Here is a 14,299-nt window from a genome sequence, read left to right as displayed (position 1 = left end):
TCATCGGGGGCAAGCCCCCTCCCACATTTTTTACCGAGTACACCAGGCACAACTCCGATCGCCGCGACAGCACTTAGCTCAAACCGTGCGGGAGAACTGGCCTTTGTGTGCGCCGCCGAGGTAGGCGTCGAAGGCCATGGCTACGCTGCGCACCATCAATTGGCCCTTGGGCAACAGTTGCAGTGCATCGTGCTGGATCAGCAACAGCCCATCTTCCACCTGCTCATCCAGTTGTGTCATGGCCTCGGCAAAATACTCGTTGAACCGAATGCCATGGGCGGCTTCGACCCGGGCGAAATCGACGCGGCCGTCACACATCAGGCCATTGATCACCTCGCGGCGCAGCACGTCATCGGGGTTGAGCCGATAACCGCGCTGTACCGGGAGCATGCCCGCATCGATTCGCGCGTAGTACTGGGACAGTTCCTTGACGCTCTGGCTGTAGCTGTCACCCACCTTGCCGATGGCCGATACACCCAGGCCGATCAGGTCGCAATCGGCATGGGTGGAGTAGCCCTGGAAGTTGCGTTGCAGGCTGCCATTGGCGCGGGCCAATGCCAGCTCATCGTCGGGCAAGGCAAAATGGTCCATGCCGATGTAGACGTAACCGGCCTCGGTAAGGCGGCGGATGGTCAGTTCCAACAGTTCCAGCTTGCGCGTCGGGGGTGGCATGTCTTCGGGGCGGATCATGCGCTGGGCGCGGATCTGGCTGGGCAGGTGCGCGTAGCTGTAGGCCGCCACCCGGTCAGGGCGCAGGGCGATCAGTTTGCTCAGGGTCACATCGAAACTGGCCACGGTTTGCAGGGGCAAGCCGTAGATCAGGTCGACACTCACGGACTTGAAGCGCGCCTCGCGGGCCGCCGCCACCAGTTGCACGATCTGCGCTTCGCTTTGCTGGCGATTGACGGCTGCCTGCACGTCGGGGTCGAAATCCTGAACGCCGAAACTCAGGCGATTGAAACCCAGGCGACGCAGGGTGTCGATCCGTTCGACGCTGATGGTGCGTGGGTCCACCTCAATGGAGAACTCATGGGCGTCACTGTCATCCAGGGTGAAATGTTGCCCCAGGCAGTCCATCAGCTCAGCCAGTTGCGCGTCGTCCAGGTAGGTCGGCGTACCGCCCCCCAGGTGCAACTGGGTCAAGCGCCGGGAGCGCTCGAACAACGCGCCTTGCATCCGGATCTCGCGCTTGAGGTAGCCCAGGTACTCCACGGCGCGGTGGGTCTTGCGTGTGATGATCTTGTGGCAGCCGCAGTAGTAGCAAAGGCTCTGGCAGAACGGGATATGGATATACACCGATAACGCCTTGGGCGCGGCCACCCGGTGGCTGGCGCGCACCGCCTGGTGATAGTCATCCAGGGCAAAGGCACTGTTGAATTGCGGTGCGGTGGGGTACGAGGTGTAGCGCGGCCCGGGTCGGTCGTATTTGTGTACCAGGGCGCGGTCGAATTCAAAGGCTGTCATGGTCGATCACCTCGTCGTTGGCACTGACCGGGGTAGCGAGCACGGCGCGTTCGAACAAGGCGCAGATGCCATCCACGTGCGGCAGGCCGGCCGGCAGCAGCCAAATGAATGTCGGCGACAGCTCGATCAGGCCGTCGCGGTGCAAGGCTTCCAGCAACGGCCACAGGTTGGCGAAATAGCGCGCGAACACCAGGCCGTAGCGATGCTCCACCGCGCGGATATCCAACTCAAGGTCACAGGCCAGGCGTTCGGCGACGTGCAGGCGCACCGGGTCGGCGGTCTCGCGAAACCAGCCGCGGCTCGTGGCGAGCTGGCCATTACCCAACTGTTCGCGGTACTGGCGAGGATCGGTGGTGTTCTGCGCACACAAGGTGTCGATCTGGCTGATGGCGCCCAGGCCGAAACCGACGTGGTCGCAATAACCGTGCAGGGTAAAACCTTCGCAGTTACGGCTCAGGCGCCCGCGCTCCTGGGCCTGCTTGAGGTCATCATCGGCGCGGGCGAACTGGCCCAGGCCAATGTAGTGATAGCCCGCGGCGGCCAGGTGTTCAAAGCTGCTGCGGCGCATGGCGCTCTTGTCTGCCTCGCTGCAGAACGGCTGGAGGCGCTGGGCTTGATAGCGTGAAGGCGCGTGGGCGTAATCGAACACCTGCAAGCGGTCCGGCTCCAGGGTGATCAGGCTGGCGAGTTTCTGCTCGAAACTCGCCGGGGTCTGCCAGGCATGCCCATAACCGAGGTCGATGTTGACCGAGCGAAAACCGAAGGTGCGCGCCGCATCGACCAACGATTCGATGGGCGCCGGGTCCTGGTACCGCGCCTGGGGCAAAGGCCCTTCGCGATTGGCGTCCGGCACGCCGATGCTGGCGTGGTTGAAGCCCAGCTCGCGCAGCAGGCCCATGGTGGCCCAGTCCATGTGCCAAGGGTCGAGGTCGATGCGGTAGTCGCCCCGGTCGTGGTCGAGGAAGTTGAAGCGCTCATGCAACTGCGCCATCAACGCTTGCAACTGCGCCAGCGCCGGGGTGGTGCCGCGCAGGTGAAAGTGATCAACCGGCTGGCGCGCGCCGAGCTGGCAACCCATCAGTTGGATTTCCTGGGTCAGGCTGTGCAGGTAGTCATCGCCTGGGTCGCTCGCCGGCCAGTGCAGGTTCAACGCCAGCGGCCGTTGGCGCTGGCGGCTGTCACGCAAGGCGCGCAACAGGTCCAGGGAGCCGACACCGGCATGGAAGCGCCGGGTGTCCGTCTGGCAGGCCAGGTCCAACACGCCTTGATCGTGACGAAAGCGGGAGGGATGAAGGTGGGTGCGCATGACAGACTCCGGTACGGGCGACGGTGAGCCATTGTCCGGTGCGACCTGGTTGCGCACCTTGATATGCATCAAGGTCGCAGGCCCGTACGTCTACCAGCTCAGGTAAAACATACTCTTGGCCAGCAGCACGATCGCGACCATGTGCGCGAACAGGCTCAGATGCACCCCGCGGCTATAGCGCGCACTGACGGTGCCCAGGCGCATCCGCGCCATCGTCACCAGAAAGTGCAGGAGCACGCTGGCGGCCAGGATCAGCTTGAGGGTCAGCAATGTGCCAAAGGCAGACGCCAACGGTGCCGACAGCACTGGCAGGTAACGCAGCCAGACCATGCCGAGCCCGGCACCGAACAGCACCAAGAGCACCCACGGCATCAACACCCGGGCGCGCCGGGCGACACCCTGCTCCACCAGCACCATCACCCGAATCGGCAGGTGCCGGTGCAGGTGCCCCAGGATCAGCACCTCGAAAAACACCGTGCCGATAAAGATCAGCGCGGCGAACAGGTGGGCCAATAGCAACAGGAGGTAAAGCATGGTGGCCTCGCAGAGGGACCGGCCGTGGGGAGCCCAGTGTGCGCGAGGGTGAATGACACCGCCTTGATACCGATCAAGCGTTGCGCCTGCGTGCCCTACATCAGCGGGATGCTGTAGCTGACGATCAGGCGCGTCTCATCCTTGTCGGGTGTGTCATTGCCGCGCAATACCGCGCTGCGCCAGGTCAGGCCCAGGCCTTTGAACGTCCCCACGGGGATCACGTAGTCGACGCGCAAATCGCGCTCCCACTCACTGTTGTCGCGACGCGCCGCGCGGATGTTGCTGCCGTGGATATAGGTCACGCTCGACTTCAGCCCCGGAATGCCCAGGCCGGTAAAGTCGTAGGTGTAGTTGCCCACCGTGGCCTGTTCGCCGGCATTGACGAACTTCAGCGACTGGGCGTTGGTGATCAGGTACAGCGAACGACCCTGGCCCTGGTTGATATGGGGAAAATCACTTTCGCCAGTGGTCTTTTGATAGCCCAGGCCCACGGAGTGCCCGTGCAAGCCATAGGTCACCATTGCGCTCCACAGGCGGTTGTCGACCTTGCCGGAATTGACGCCCGCCCCGTAGTACCCCGAACTGACATAGCCTTCGCCACGCCCGGCGGCGCTGGCATTCTTGCCGTCGGCCGTGCTGTAGAAATAGCGCAGGTCGGTCTTGAGCTGCCCCACCGGCAACTGCCAGTTATGGATCAGGCCCAGGAAGTGCTGCTGGTAGAAATTCTCCAGGCTGGCGTAGTAGTACTGCACTTGCAGTTGTTTGCTGACGGCGTAATCCGCCCCGCCGTAGTAGAACTGGTTGCTGAACTTGCCCTTGGCCGGGTCATTGGCCCCGGCGATGGACATGCCCTGGCCGTTGCTGGAGTTGCGGTCCAGCACCTGCTCCATTTTACCGGCGACCAGGTTGAAGTCCTTGAGGTCCTTGGAGTCGACCTGATAGCCACGGAAGGTCTGCGGCAACAGCCGGCCGTCTTCGGTCGTCAGCACGGGCAACTTGGGCAGCAGCGTGCCGGCCTTGAACTGGGTCTGTGAGATACGCATCTTGCCGGTGGCGCCGGTCTTGCTGAAGTCGTTGGCGGCCTTGCCATCGGACAGTGGGAATACGCTGCCGGGGGTGTTGTCTTCACCGGCCTTGCCGGCGCGGCCCGAGGCATCCAGGCGCAGGCCGTACATGGCTTGCAGGTCAAGGCCCAAGCCTACTGGCCCGTCGGTAAAACCGGACTGGTAGTTGAACATGAACGCCTGGCCCCACTCCTTATCGGAGGGCGCCTTGGCGTTACGGGTGTCCTGGTTGTAATAGAAGTTGCGCAGGTCGAGGGTGGCTTTGCTGTCATCGATAAAACCCGATGCAGCAGCCTGTTGCGCCGCGCCGAGGGAAACGGCGAGCGCCAGGCAAGTGGTGTGTTTCATGAAGGCTCCGGGAAGTCATTGAGGCAACCCCGTCACAGCCCAACCCTGTTCTTTGTCGCTCGGGCGGTGCTGCATCCAACGGGTGCGCGCACGGTATAGCGTTGGGCGGCGGGGAAATAGCCGCTAAAACCGTCAATCACTTTTTCCGTTTACGTAACAATCCAACCCTCCCGCATTGATCGAGCCCCCGCCTGAAGCCAGTGGCGCCCTGGCAGGCCGGGCCCGCTCCTCAGGGCACCGGCAACCACGCGCTGAAACCCTTCGGCGACATCAGCGGGCACCAGGCAAAGTCCCACGGCAGGGGCGCCAGCGCGGGCGCTTCGCAGCCGGCGTGCGCGGAGCCTTTGCAGTCGAACACGCGCACGCCTTGCCAGCCCAGGACCACGCCCTGGGCCTGGCTGTCATCCGTGTTGATCCAGCACGCCGCAGCCGCCGCCATGAAGGTTTCGATGGGCTCTTCGTCAATCTGCCCGCGGTACGCCGAACCCAGCAGCCAGCGGCAGACATTCAGGTGCCACGTCCAGTCCTGGGGAGGCTGGTTGTGATACGCCCAGGTCATGAAGCTGCGAAACAGGTTCAGCCCCTCCGGCGGGTCGAGCTTGAGCAGCGCCGGGCAGATGTCGAACACGGTGTGCCAATACGGCAACAGGCGTGCATCCAGGTGCACGAAACAGCGGGCATTGCTTGGGTATTCAGGCCGCAAGGGTTCAGCACGCAGGCGACGCGATGCCTTGCTGACCAGGCGACTGGCGCCTGCAGGCAGGTGATGATTCATGAAACGCACTCACAGTCGTGACGATCGAACGCCCCCTGTTCACAGGAGGCCCAAGGCATACGTCAGAAGGCGGGAGAGGCGCGGGGGTTGGCCGAGGGCCAGGAATAACGCGGCGGCGCCTTGTTGCGCCGCTCATGGGCCGGGCGCGGGGCTTGCCCGAGGCCCAGTAGCCAGGCGAGGCCGATCAGGAACACCAGGGCGACGGTGACAGCGTTGCACACCGGGCAGGCAAAGTAGTTCGAGATGTTGCTGGAAGACGGCGCGCCCAGCCCTTTGTCGGAAAGTGGCGCCGGTTTGCCGTCCACCCCACAGAACGCGCCACCGATCCCATTGAGCTGCTGGCCCATCATCTGGCCATGGCCCAAACCGCACGCGAACAGGTTCATCAGCACGCAGAAGTACAGGGTCCAGACAATCAGGGAACGGTCGGGGCGGCTCAATTTCATGGCGGCGACTCTACCACCAGAGCCGCAAAAGGATGAAGCGCGGCATGCCCCTGTGGCAGAACGTCGCAGATTACGCGGGCTGGCCAGGGTTGGTAGACTTGGCGCCCTCCTCGTTTACTCCTATTCAAAGCCTGCCGAGTTGACTTAGCGCAATGCGGGCGTTTCACAGGATGCACCGTTGATGAGTACGTTATTCACCCGCCGCAAGGTCCTGACCGGCATGGGCCTGTTGGGTCTGGGCCTGCTGGCCGGTTGTGACAACAGCCCCAAGTTGAACTTCAAGTACGGCAAGGACTTGAGCGACAAGATCATGGGCCGCACCTTCAAGCTCAAGAACACCGAGGGCGACACCGTCACCCTCAGTTCCTACCGTGGCCTGATGCCGGTGGTGTTCTTCGGTTTCACCCAGTGCCCGGCCGTGTGCCCGACCACCCTCGCCCGCGCCGCCCAGGCCAAGAAGCTGATGGGCCGCGACGGCGAGATCATGCAGGTGATCTTCATCACCCTCGACCCGGAACGCGACACGCCCGAGATTCTCGACAAATACGTCAAGGCCTTCGACCCCAGCTTCGAAGCGCTCTACGGCACCCCGGAAGAAATCGCCGTGGCCGCCAAGGAGTTCGGGATTTTTTATGAAAAGATCCCGGCCGGCGACACCTACACCCTGTCCCACACGGCCACCAGTTTCGTGTTCGATACCCGTGGCAACCTGCGCCTGGGCCTGCAGGCATCCCTTACCGCTAAAGAGTGCGCAGAAGACCTGCTCACCGTCATGGAGGTCTGCTAATGACTGCCGTTCAACACCTCAAGCGCTTCACCTTTGGCCTGACCCTGCTGGGTCTCGCCGCCCATGCCAGCGCCCAGGTGCAAGTCACCGACGCCTGGGTACGCGCCACCGTGCCGGGCCAACCGTCCAGCGGCGCGTTCATGACCGTGACCGCCGACAGCGACAGCAAGCTGCTCAGCGTGGCCTCGCCGGTGGCCAAGGACGTGCAGATCCATGAGATGAGCATGAAGGACGACGTGATGCGCATGGGCCCGGTGGACTCGGTGGCCCTGCCAGCGGGCCAGGCGGTCAAGCTCGACCCGGACGGTTACCACGTGATGCTGATGGGCCTGACCGGGCAGATCAAGGAAGGCGACCAGGTGCCGCTGACCTTGACGGTGCAGAATGCCAAGGGCGAGAAGCAGACCGTCGAGGTCCAGGCCAAGGCGCGTGGGCTGGATGGCATGGACCATAGCAAGATGCATTGATGGGTTCAGCGGGGTCCATCCGGCTTAGCGCACCTCGCAATCAACGTTATTCGATTTGCTGGCGTTGGTCGCGGGGCCCTGCGGCCCCGTGGATTGGTTGAATGCGGGCGGTAGGGTGAACGAAATACCGGGGTTCTTCGGCAAGACCGCAGGAGGTTCCCTAAAGCTCGACGTGAATCCGAACTGGCCAGCCTTGAAACCCTGCGTACCGCCCTCGTTAGTCAAATTGATCAGACCGTCGAGCACGTGCACGTATAAACCGGGTGGCAGCACTGACGTAGCCTTTTGCACCACTGCCGCAAGCGATGCCTTTCCTTGCGCCGCCCATGACTCGACCGATGCCAGCACATTGGCCAGGCGATAAACATAGCGTGCCGAAACCGCAGCGACGACGGCGCTGTAAGAGTCGTCAGCGTGTCCGGCCGACGCGGCCAACCCCATGGCCAGGCTTTTCACCCGCGACGAAGCTCGCGTCGCCACCCCTGCCGTCGGCTGGTAATACACCTCCACGCTGGCCGATTGCAGGTTGATACGGCCTCGGGGCGTCATCAACGTCGAGCGATCCTGGCTGCGCTTACCGAGCAACCCACTGTCCGAGCGTAACCCGCCCTGTTTCAGGGTGAACACCGCCGCATCGGCGCCAGGCACATTCACGTCGTAGGCAAACGCGTCCACGCTGAGCACGGTACCCGGTTGCAGGGTCAACAGGCTGTCATCGCGCAGGCGCACTTGCGCATAGCCCTTGCCCTGGGTCGACAAGGTATCGCCGACTTCCACCAACGACTGCTCACCCAGTACGCGCAGGCTGCCGTCGAGCTTCTTGACGAACAACGGCCCGCTCAGATGCGTCACCACACCGGCCTGCGGGGCGGCCTGAACCCAGGTCGCTGCACTCAGCAGCGCCAGCAACAGCCACGCGTTAATTGCAGTACAGCTTTTTAGCGGGTTCATGTTTATTGCCCTGATCAGTGGAAGCGTCTGTATTGCCTTCCGCCTTGTTAGCGGGTACTGAGGGGCCCCGGCTTTTTTCAGCCGGAATACCGGAGGAGACAGTATCCATAACGCTGGAGGACGACCGGTTCACGGTCTTGATGACCTCATTCGTTGCCATTTGCACCGGGTTGTTCGGCTCTCTCGCCGTGGGTGGCGACAGCACCTGGCACAACGCCGAGTTCGGCGCCAACGTACAAATATCGGCGCTGGGCGGCACTGTGACAGGCTTCGGGGGCTCGACAGGCGGCCGCTCGACGTCAGTGATCGTCAAGCGCCCGCCAGCGGTGGGCACGCCCTCGGTAAACACCCGCCCGCTGCCGCTGGCCGTGCCGGCGCCGTCATGGTTGGCGGCCAGGGTGATATCTCCGCTGAACCGGATCAGCGAATTGACATGAATGTCGTTACCCGCCTGCGCCGTGAGGCCGACACCGCTGTTGGTGTTGTTGACCCCCGTGTAGAACGTGATGTCGTGGGTGGCTTGCAACAACACATTGGAGGTCGCGTTGGACAGCAGGTCGGCATCGATTTCACTGTCGGCGCCCGGTGCATTGGCGAAAGCCGACACATCGCCCAGTGAAGCCGAAGGGCCGGACAGGAACGAGGTAACCAGGATATTCGCCGGGTCCAGCTGCCAGAAGCCCGCCGTGCCGAGGGCCGCACGTGTGTCGACCCGCGCGCCGGCCACATCCAGGAAATGCCCGGACGTCTCGACAAGGCCGCCGTTGCCCGAGGCCGCGCCGCCGCGAGCCGACAGCGTGCCATAGACCCGCGTCGTGTCATTGCCCCATACGATGATCTTGCCGCCATCGCCGCTGGCCAGGGCGTCGGCGGAAATCCGCGCGTCCTGGCTCACATAACTGTGTTTGGCGTTCAGGATGGCCGGATTCTTGCCTTGGTAGTCACCGCCAATCAGCACACGGCCACCGCCGCGCTGGCCGCTGGCATCGATGCGCGCATTGCCCATCACACCGACCTGCTCGCCCAGCACGTGTATGTCACCACCACCCCCGACGCCCGTGGCGGTGGTGCTGCTACCGGCTTCGAGCAAGGTGGTACGGCTGGACTTGAGCACCACCTTGCCGTTGGCGCCGACCACGGCACTGTTGGCGTTCAGCGTGCCGCGCTGGTTGACCAGTGCACCGTAGATGCCGATGGTGCCGCCTTGGGCAATCACGGTGCCCAGGTTCAGCGCCTGGTCCTTATCCGCCGACACCACCACGTGCATGCCTGGATTAGTGGAGTCCACCAACTGCACCGAGTGCCCCGCCGCCAGCACCGTCTCGCCCTGGGGCGTGGTGATGATGCCGGTGTTGTTCACATCCGGCGCGATCAGGTACACCTGGCCCCCCGACGGCGTGGTAATCGCGCCCTGGTTGCTGACCTGGCCAGCCGGCCCGTCAGCGGAGAAACGCCGGTTGCCCGAGAGGAAGTCCGCGTTGGAAATCGCCAGGCTCGACGCCACCAGGCCGCCGACATCGATCTGCGCCCCGGCACCGAACACGATGCCGTTGGGGTTGATCAGAAACACCCGCCCGTTGGACTGCAAGGTACCGAGGATCACGCTGGGGTCCTGGCCGGTGATACGGTTGAGCACGCTGCTGTTGCTGCTCTGTTGTACAAACCGCACCAGCTCGCCCTGGGCGATGGAGAAGCTCGACCAGTTGATGATTGCATTGGGGCTGTTGGTGACGGTCAGGGTGTTGCCATCCTGGGTAAACGTCACCTGGCCGTTGACGATCACCGGGTTGACCGGGGCCGCCACCGCACTGGTTGCCATCGCCAGGGACAGCGCCATCAAGGTAGGTTTGATTGTCATGGCACCCTCAAAAGGCCAGGCTGAGACGGACGTGCAGGCGATCATCGCCGCGCTGGGTATCACTGGCTTCGGCGTGCAAGGCATGGCCGTAATCCATTTGCAGATTGAGGTTGCGTCGGTAGATCAGGCGCACACCCAGGCCTGCGCTGCTCAGGCTGATGTGTTCGAACTCACCGGGCAGCGCGTTGTTACGCGTCAGGTAGCCGGCGTCGTAGAACGCCAGGGCGCGGCACTGCCAACTGCCCCCCAGGCACAACGGCGGCGTGTAGGCTTCGAGGTTGCCGACCACACCCGAGTCGTTGCTCACCTCGCGCTCACGGAAGCCACGCACCGACGCCGCGCCGCCGGCGCCAAATTGCTCGCCGGGCACCAGGGCATCCTTGGTGTACTGGCCGTTCAACGCCGCGCGCAACTGCCAGGCGGCCGGCAGGATCTGCGTGAGGCTCATGGCAAAGCGCAATGCCGTGTAGTCATCCCGTGCATGGGCACGCGCCAGGTCGAAATCACTCTGTTGGCCCTTGGACCCGCCGGGGATGTTGTGCAACAGCGACAGGCCGATATTCGCGTCGCCATCCAGGCGCACCCAGGTGCCTTGGTAACCCAGGCTGAGGGGGTGCACGGTGATGTCGTTGCCCAGTTGCACATCGAACAGCTCCAGGCTGCTTTTATAGGCCTTGTAGTCGATGCCATAGACCAGCTTGGATTGGTAATTACCCACCGTCGCCAGGTTGTGGTTGTAGCGCGTGCCGAAGATCGTGCCGCGGCCGCTGACGGCCAGGTCGAAGATGCCCGCCGTCACCGTACCGCTGTCGACATCCGAGTAACTGGTGAAAAAGTCCAGGGAGTCGCCCAGCGCATACAGCGGCAGGTGGTAGCCCAGGCCGTAGACACTGACACGCTCGGGCTTCTCCACGGTGGTGGTGTATTGCAGGCTCATCACCTGGTCGCGCCCGAACATATTGGCGTTCTGCAACACGGCACCGACGTAGGTGCGCCCGGTTTCCTTGGAGCCACTGTTGTCCAGGTTCAGCGCAGCGCTCCATGGCGACTCATCGCTGACTTGCACGTCGGCGTCCACCGTATCGGCGGCCGCGCCAGTCTTGAGCTTCATCACGGTCTGCTTGGCCGGGTTTTCGTTGGCCAGCTTGAGGCTCTTGGACACCGCCGCCAGGTCAGGCGAGGTGCCCTCTTGCAGCGCCGACAGCGACTGGCGCACGTTGGCCGTGCTGAAATGCTGGTTGCCGGTGACCGTCACCTGGCCAATCCGCACTTGCACCACGTCCAGCACTACCACACCACCGTTCAACTCCTGCTCAGGCAGGTCGATGCGCACCAGTGGATAGCCTTGTCGGTGGAAGACGCCTTCAAGCGCCTCCTGGGCCTTGGCCACATCGCTGAAATCGCGCTGGGCCCCCACGAACGGCGCCACACTCTGCGCCAGTGCGTCGGCGGGCAGCAGCGTATTACCGCGCACCTCAAAGCGGGTGATATCGAAGCGTGGCGACAACGGCTCGCTATCAGCGGCCACTGCGAACGAGGTGCACACCGCCAATGAGGCGGGCACCAGCAACAGCATGAAACGGTCAATCATGGGTTGGCCCTTAGGCAGCGTGAGGTTTAAACGTCTTACGCTGCGTTAAGTGCCAGCAGGGGGTGGGCCCCGGCGCAGAGTGTAGCCACTACATTGCCACTGCGATAGAGAGTCCCCATGTTTTCGAGGGATTTGCAGGCTTAATCCACAATAAACAGCTTGGCCCCAGTGGCGGTGGATGAACGATGCCCTTCCATGTCATTGCCCACCTGGTAACTCATCCCGGCCGTCAGCGTGAACTGGCGGCCGTCTTCCAACGCCGTGTGCAACTCGCCTTCGAGGCACAGCAGCACATGCCCGCGCCAGCACCAGTGATCGGCCAGGTAGCCGGGGCTGTATTCGACCCAGCGCACGCGGGTGGTGCCGAAGTGGCGGGTGCGCCATACCGCATTGCCGGTAACACCGGGGTGAAGTTCGGGTTCGACAGTGGACCCGTCGGTGGTGCCAAACGGGACAGCAGTGAGTTCCATGGTGGGCTCGGTCGTCAGTTAACGTGGCTCGACCCTATCCAACTGACACCCGGCGCGATAGACACAGATCGCGGGCTTTTGTGGGATACAGGCGCGGGTACTTGTCATCCCGCCGCGCCGGTTTGCTTGGACGTGCGCTTAGGCTGATCGACCCTGCTTTCATCCTTCCCACAAAGCTGAACGGTACGAGTTCAGCAAACCAATCGCTTGACCATCGGGATACACGCCAGCTGCAACCCCGATGGCGAGTGGTAGACCGCCTGGTCCTGCCCCACGTAACCGCATTGCCGGTAAAAACTGGCGGCATTCAACGTGGCATCCAGCACAACTTCCTGGATGTGCAGCTCCCTCGCCAGGCCCTCCAGGAAATCCAGCATCGCCTTGCCGTACCCCCGTCCGGTGTAGCCCGGCAGCACGAACAACGCGCCGACTTCGTGATTGGTCAGGTCGAGCATGCCGGTGGCGACCGGTTTTCCATTCAACCAGCCCAGGTAAAACGGCTTGCTCATCAATTCGCGGTAGCCATCCTCGGCGGTGCCACGGGTCCATAGCGCCATTTGTTCGGCGGTGTAGGCGCCGATGCAGTGTCCCCGGATCGCTTCGCGGCGAACATCAAAAGCGGCGTCGGCGTCATCTGGGGTGGCGCGTTTTATCTCCAGCATAGGGTCCTTCCTTCATGCATTTTCATTGCCCGACCGGGTGAATGAGTAACGGTCGATATCGGTACGCAATTGCCAGCCCTGGCCTTGCCAATACTGGGCCGCAGGGGTGTTGGTCTTGAATACATCCAGGTGGCATTTGTAGATGCCCAGTGCCTCCAGTGCGTTGAGGCAGCGCTGGGTCAACGCCTGCGCGATGCCCTGGCGTCGATAGGCCGGCAGCACCAGCAGATGTTGCAGGTAACCGCGACGCCCATCATGGCCGCACATCACACAGCCGATCAACCGGCCTTCATGTTCAGCGACAAAGCTCAGCCCGGGGTTGCGCGCCAGATAGCGCTCGGTGGCCTCGCGGGAGTCGGCCTCACGCAGGGAGATGCCGGGCGTGTCTTGCATCAGCGCAAGGACGGCGGCGTAGTCGGAGGGCGTCATGGTGCGGATCGTGTGCATGGTGCGAAACCTTTTGGGATCGGGTGTACTCGTGATGGCGACAGGTGAGATAGGACGCTACCGGCTCGAATAAACCATTTCGAGCGGATACCGCCCTCCCCGGACAACAATACCGATGGCCGGGCACGGTGCTGAAAGGTCGGCTTTCGGCCTTTTCAGCTCAGGCAGTCATGGCTCAGCATCAACCCGCACAAATCTTCTAAACGTCCTGTTCAAAAGCACGGTAATTTAGTCGCCCGCACAGTTCAAAGCTGAACCCTACATCTGGAGCCTTCCGTGGATAAACGCAACTGGATTGAGCTGTCCCAGGATGCCGATACCGGGATTGAATCGATTCGTGCCCATTTTCAGGGGCATGCCTACGATCCGCACTGGCATGACAGTTTTCTGGTGGGGGTCACCGAACAAGGGGTGCAGCAGTTCAATTGCCGACGCGTGCGCCATCTTAGTACGCCGGGCAAGGTATTCATGCTGGAGCCGGGGGAAATCCACGATGGGCATGCGCCGACCGAGGAAGGGTTTACCTATTCCATGCTCTACCTTGATCCGCACTGGCTTGAACGGGAGTTGCATGGGTTGTTCGAGCACGCGCCAGCCAACAGTCAACCGGGCTTTGCCGACACCCTGAGCCAGGAGCCGGGCTTGGCCACTGCCGTTTATCACGCCTTCCACGTGCTCCATGAGGGTGACTTGCGCATCGTGCGCCAGAGCGCCATCGATACCTTGTTGGGGTCGCTCACTTGCCACCTTGATTGGCGCAAGCGGCGGGCCTTCGATCCGCGTCTGCCGTTGGTGGCCCAGGTCGCGCGTGACTATCTGCATGCCCATGTCTACGAGGACATTGGGCTGGATGATCTGGCTCAAGCCTGTGGGGTTGATCGCTTTCGCCTGACGCGGGCCTTCAAGGCAGCCTTTGGGCTGGCGCCTCATGCTTATCTGATCCAGCTGCGTCTGGCCAAGGCGCGGCAGCTGCTGGCGCGGGGCGAGTCGCCGGCGCAGGTAGCCAGTGCGCTCGGATTCTCCGATCAAAGCCATATGGGGCGCTGGTTCCGCCGTGCCTACCAGCTCACGCCAGCGGACTACCGTAAGCGCTGCTCAAACCTTCCAGACTGAATCCAGCCGACCCGCG

15 protein-coding genes are annotated in these 14,299 nt (G+C 62.9%); 3 read left to right on the top strand and 12 right to left on the bottom strand.

Annotated features, from left to right (window positions below):
- Positions 1–78: 78 nt before the first annotated feature.
- The 6 genes from hemN to ACODSV_RS22025 form a co-directional block, all read right to left on the bottom strand.
- Positions 79–1,464 carry an oxygen-independent coproporphyrinogen III oxidase gene (gene hemN, locus ACODSV_RS22050; protein ID WP_150053787.1) on the bottom strand — a complete coding sequence of 462 codons (1,386 nt, stop codon included), beginning with the start codon at positions 1,462–1,464 and terminating at the stop codon, positions 79–81.
- Positions 1,451–2,770, bottom strand: coding sequence for an oxygen-independent coproporphyrinogen III oxidase (locus ACODSV_RS22045; RefSeq protein WP_150053788.1), 1,320 nt, complete (start codon positions 2,768–2,770; stop codon positions 1,451–1,453). Before ACODSV_RS22045 ends, hemN begins: the two co-directional genes overlap by 14 nt.
- A gap of 90 nt (positions 2,771–2,860) precedes the next feature.
- A complete protein-coding gene (locus ACODSV_RS22040; RefSeq protein ID WP_024074985.1) occupies positions 2,861–3,304 on the bottom strand; it encodes a membrane protein in 444 nt (147 codons plus the stop codon).
- 95 nt (positions 3,305–3,399) lie between these two features.
- Entirely contained in the window at positions 3,400–4,716 is a 1,317-nt protein-coding gene (locus tag ACODSV_RS22035; RefSeq protein WP_069076387.1) for an OprD family outer membrane porin, read from the bottom strand.
- 229 nt (positions 4,717–4,945) lie between these two features.
- Positions 4,946–5,491, bottom strand: coding sequence for a putative natural product biosynthesis protein (locus ACODSV_RS22030; RefSeq protein WP_024074983.1), 546 nt, complete (start codon positions 5,489–5,491; stop codon positions 4,946–4,948).
- 62 nt (positions 5,492–5,553) lie between these two features.
- On the bottom strand, positions 5,554–5,937 hold the full coding sequence (locus ACODSV_RS22025; RefSeq protein WP_024074982.1) for a DUF2946 domain-containing protein: 384 nt from the start codon (positions 5,935–5,937) through the stop codon (positions 5,554–5,556).
- A 181-nt stretch (positions 5,938–6,118) separates the two neighbouring features.
- Between ACODSV_RS22025 and ACODSV_RS22020 the strand changes: the two genes are divergently transcribed.
- Positions 6,119–6,724 (top strand): SCO family protein, encoded by a 606-nt coding sequence (locus tag ACODSV_RS22020; protein ID WP_024074981.1) that lies wholly within the window; start codon positions 6,119–6,121, stop codon positions 6,722–6,724.
- Positions 6,724–7,191, top strand: a complete 468-nt coding sequence (locus tag ACODSV_RS22015; protein ID WP_150053790.1) for a copper chaperone PCu(A)C — start codon at positions 6,724–6,726, stop codon at positions 7,189–7,191. Before ACODSV_RS22020 ends, ACODSV_RS22015 begins: the two co-directional genes overlap by 1 nt.
- Before the next feature lie 24 nt (positions 7,192–7,215).
- Here ACODSV_RS22015 and ACODSV_RS22010 read toward each other — a convergent pair whose 3' ends face one another.
- The 6 genes from ACODSV_RS22010 to ACODSV_RS21985 form a co-directional block, all read right to left on the bottom strand.
- Complete coding sequence (locus ACODSV_RS22010; protein ID WP_150053791.1) at positions 7,216–8,142, bottom strand: iron dicitrate transport regulator FecR; 927 nt, start codon at positions 8,140–8,142, stop codon at positions 7,216–7,218.
- Positions 8,111–10,000, bottom strand: a complete 1,890-nt coding sequence (locus tag ACODSV_RS22005) for a two-partner secretion domain-containing protein (RefSeq protein ID WP_223817797.1) — start codon at positions 9,998–10,000, stop codon at positions 8,111–8,113. Before ACODSV_RS22005 ends, ACODSV_RS22010 begins: the two co-directional genes overlap by 32 nt.
- A gap of 7 nt (positions 10,001–10,007) precedes the next feature.
- Positions 10,008–11,591, bottom strand: a complete 1,584-nt coding sequence (locus ACODSV_RS22000; protein ID WP_454843832.1) for a ShlB/FhaC/HecB family hemolysin secretion/activation protein — start codon at positions 11,589–11,591, stop codon at positions 10,008–10,010.
- A 140-nt stretch (positions 11,592–11,731) separates the two neighbouring features.
- Positions 11,732–12,061, bottom strand: a complete 330-nt coding sequence (locus ACODSV_RS21995) for a DHCW motif cupin fold protein (protein WP_150053793.1) — start codon at positions 12,059–12,061, stop codon at positions 11,732–11,734.
- A gap of 191 nt (positions 12,062–12,252) precedes the next feature.
- Positions 12,253–12,723 carry a GNAT family N-acetyltransferase gene (locus ACODSV_RS21990; protein WP_150053794.1) on the bottom strand — a complete coding sequence of 157 codons (471 nt, stop codon included), beginning with the start codon at positions 12,721–12,723 and terminating at the stop codon, positions 12,253–12,255.
- A gap of 12 nt (positions 12,724–12,735) precedes the next feature.
- Positions 12,736–13,170: a GNAT family N-acetyltransferase gene (locus ACODSV_RS21985; protein WP_150053795.1), complete on the bottom strand. Its 435-nt coding sequence runs from the start codon at positions 13,168–13,170 to the stop codon at positions 12,736–12,738.
- Between the two features lie 276 nt (positions 13,171–13,446).
- Here ACODSV_RS21985 and ACODSV_RS21980 point away from each other — a divergent pair, with 276 nt between their 5' ends.
- The gene (locus tag ACODSV_RS21980) at positions 13,447–14,283 is read left to right on the top strand and encodes an AraC family transcriptional regulator (RefSeq protein ID WP_069076395.1); all 837 of its coding nucleotides are present in this window, start codon (positions 13,447–13,449) and stop codon (positions 14,281–14,283) included.
- Positions 14,284–14,299: the final 16 nt, after the last annotated feature.

Source organism: Pseudomonas sp. FG86, from assembly GCF_057808775.1.
The sequence above is the reverse complement of the archived record's forward strand: the minus strand, read 5'-3'. Positions and strand labels throughout refer to the sequence as shown.

Coding starts and splice junctions, on each gene's coding strand:
- hemN (WP_150053787.1), bottom strand. CDS start 1,464: ATGACAGCCTTTGAATTCGACCGCGCCCTGGTACACAAATACGACCGA.
- ACODSV_RS22045 (WP_150053788.1), bottom strand. CDS start 2,770: ATGCGCACCCACCTTCATCCCTCCCGCTTTCGTCACGATCAAGGCGTG.
- ACODSV_RS22040 (WP_024074985.1), bottom strand. CDS start 3,304: ATGCTTTACCTCCTGTTGCTATTGGCCCACCTGTTCGCCGCGCTGATC.
- ACODSV_RS22035 (WP_069076387.1), bottom strand. CDS start 4,716: ATGAAACACACCACTTGCCTGGCGCTCGCCGTTTCCCTCGGCGCGGCG.
- ACODSV_RS22030 (WP_024074983.1), bottom strand. CDS start 5,491: ATGAATCATCACCTGCCTGCAGGCGCCAGTCGCCTGGTCAGCAAGGCA.
- ACODSV_RS22025 (WP_024074982.1), bottom strand. CDS start 5,937: ATGAAATTGAGCCGCCCCGACCGTTCCCTGATTGTCTGGACCCTGTAC.
- ACODSV_RS22020 (WP_024074981.1), top strand. CDS start 6,119: ATGAGTACGTTATTCACCCGCCGCAAGGTCCTGACCGGCATGGGCCTG.
- ACODSV_RS22015 (WP_150053790.1), top strand. CDS start 6,724: ATGACTGCCGTTCAACACCTCAAGCGCTTCACCTTTGGCCTGACCCTG.
- ACODSV_RS22010 (WP_150053791.1), bottom strand. CDS start 8,142: ATGAACCCGCTAAAAAGCTGTACTGCAATTAACGCGTGGCTGTTGCTG.
- ACODSV_RS22005 (WP_223817797.1), bottom strand. CDS start 10,000: ATGACAATCAAACCTACCTTGATGGCGCTGTCCCTGGCGATGGCAACC.
- ACODSV_RS22000 (WP_454843832.1), bottom strand. CDS start 11,591: ATGATTGACCGTTTCATGCTGTTGCTGGTGCCCGCCTCATTGGCGGTG.
- ACODSV_RS21995 (WP_150053793.1), bottom strand. CDS start 12,061: ATGGAACTCACTGCTGTCCCGTTTGGCACCACCGACGGGTCCACTGTC.
- ACODSV_RS21990 (WP_150053794.1), bottom strand. CDS start 12,723: ATGCTGGAGATAAAACGCGCCACCCCAGATGACGCCGACGCCGCTTTT.
- ACODSV_RS21985 (WP_150053795.1), bottom strand. CDS start 13,170: ATGCACACGATCCGCACCATGACGCCCTCCGACTACGCCGCCGTCCTT.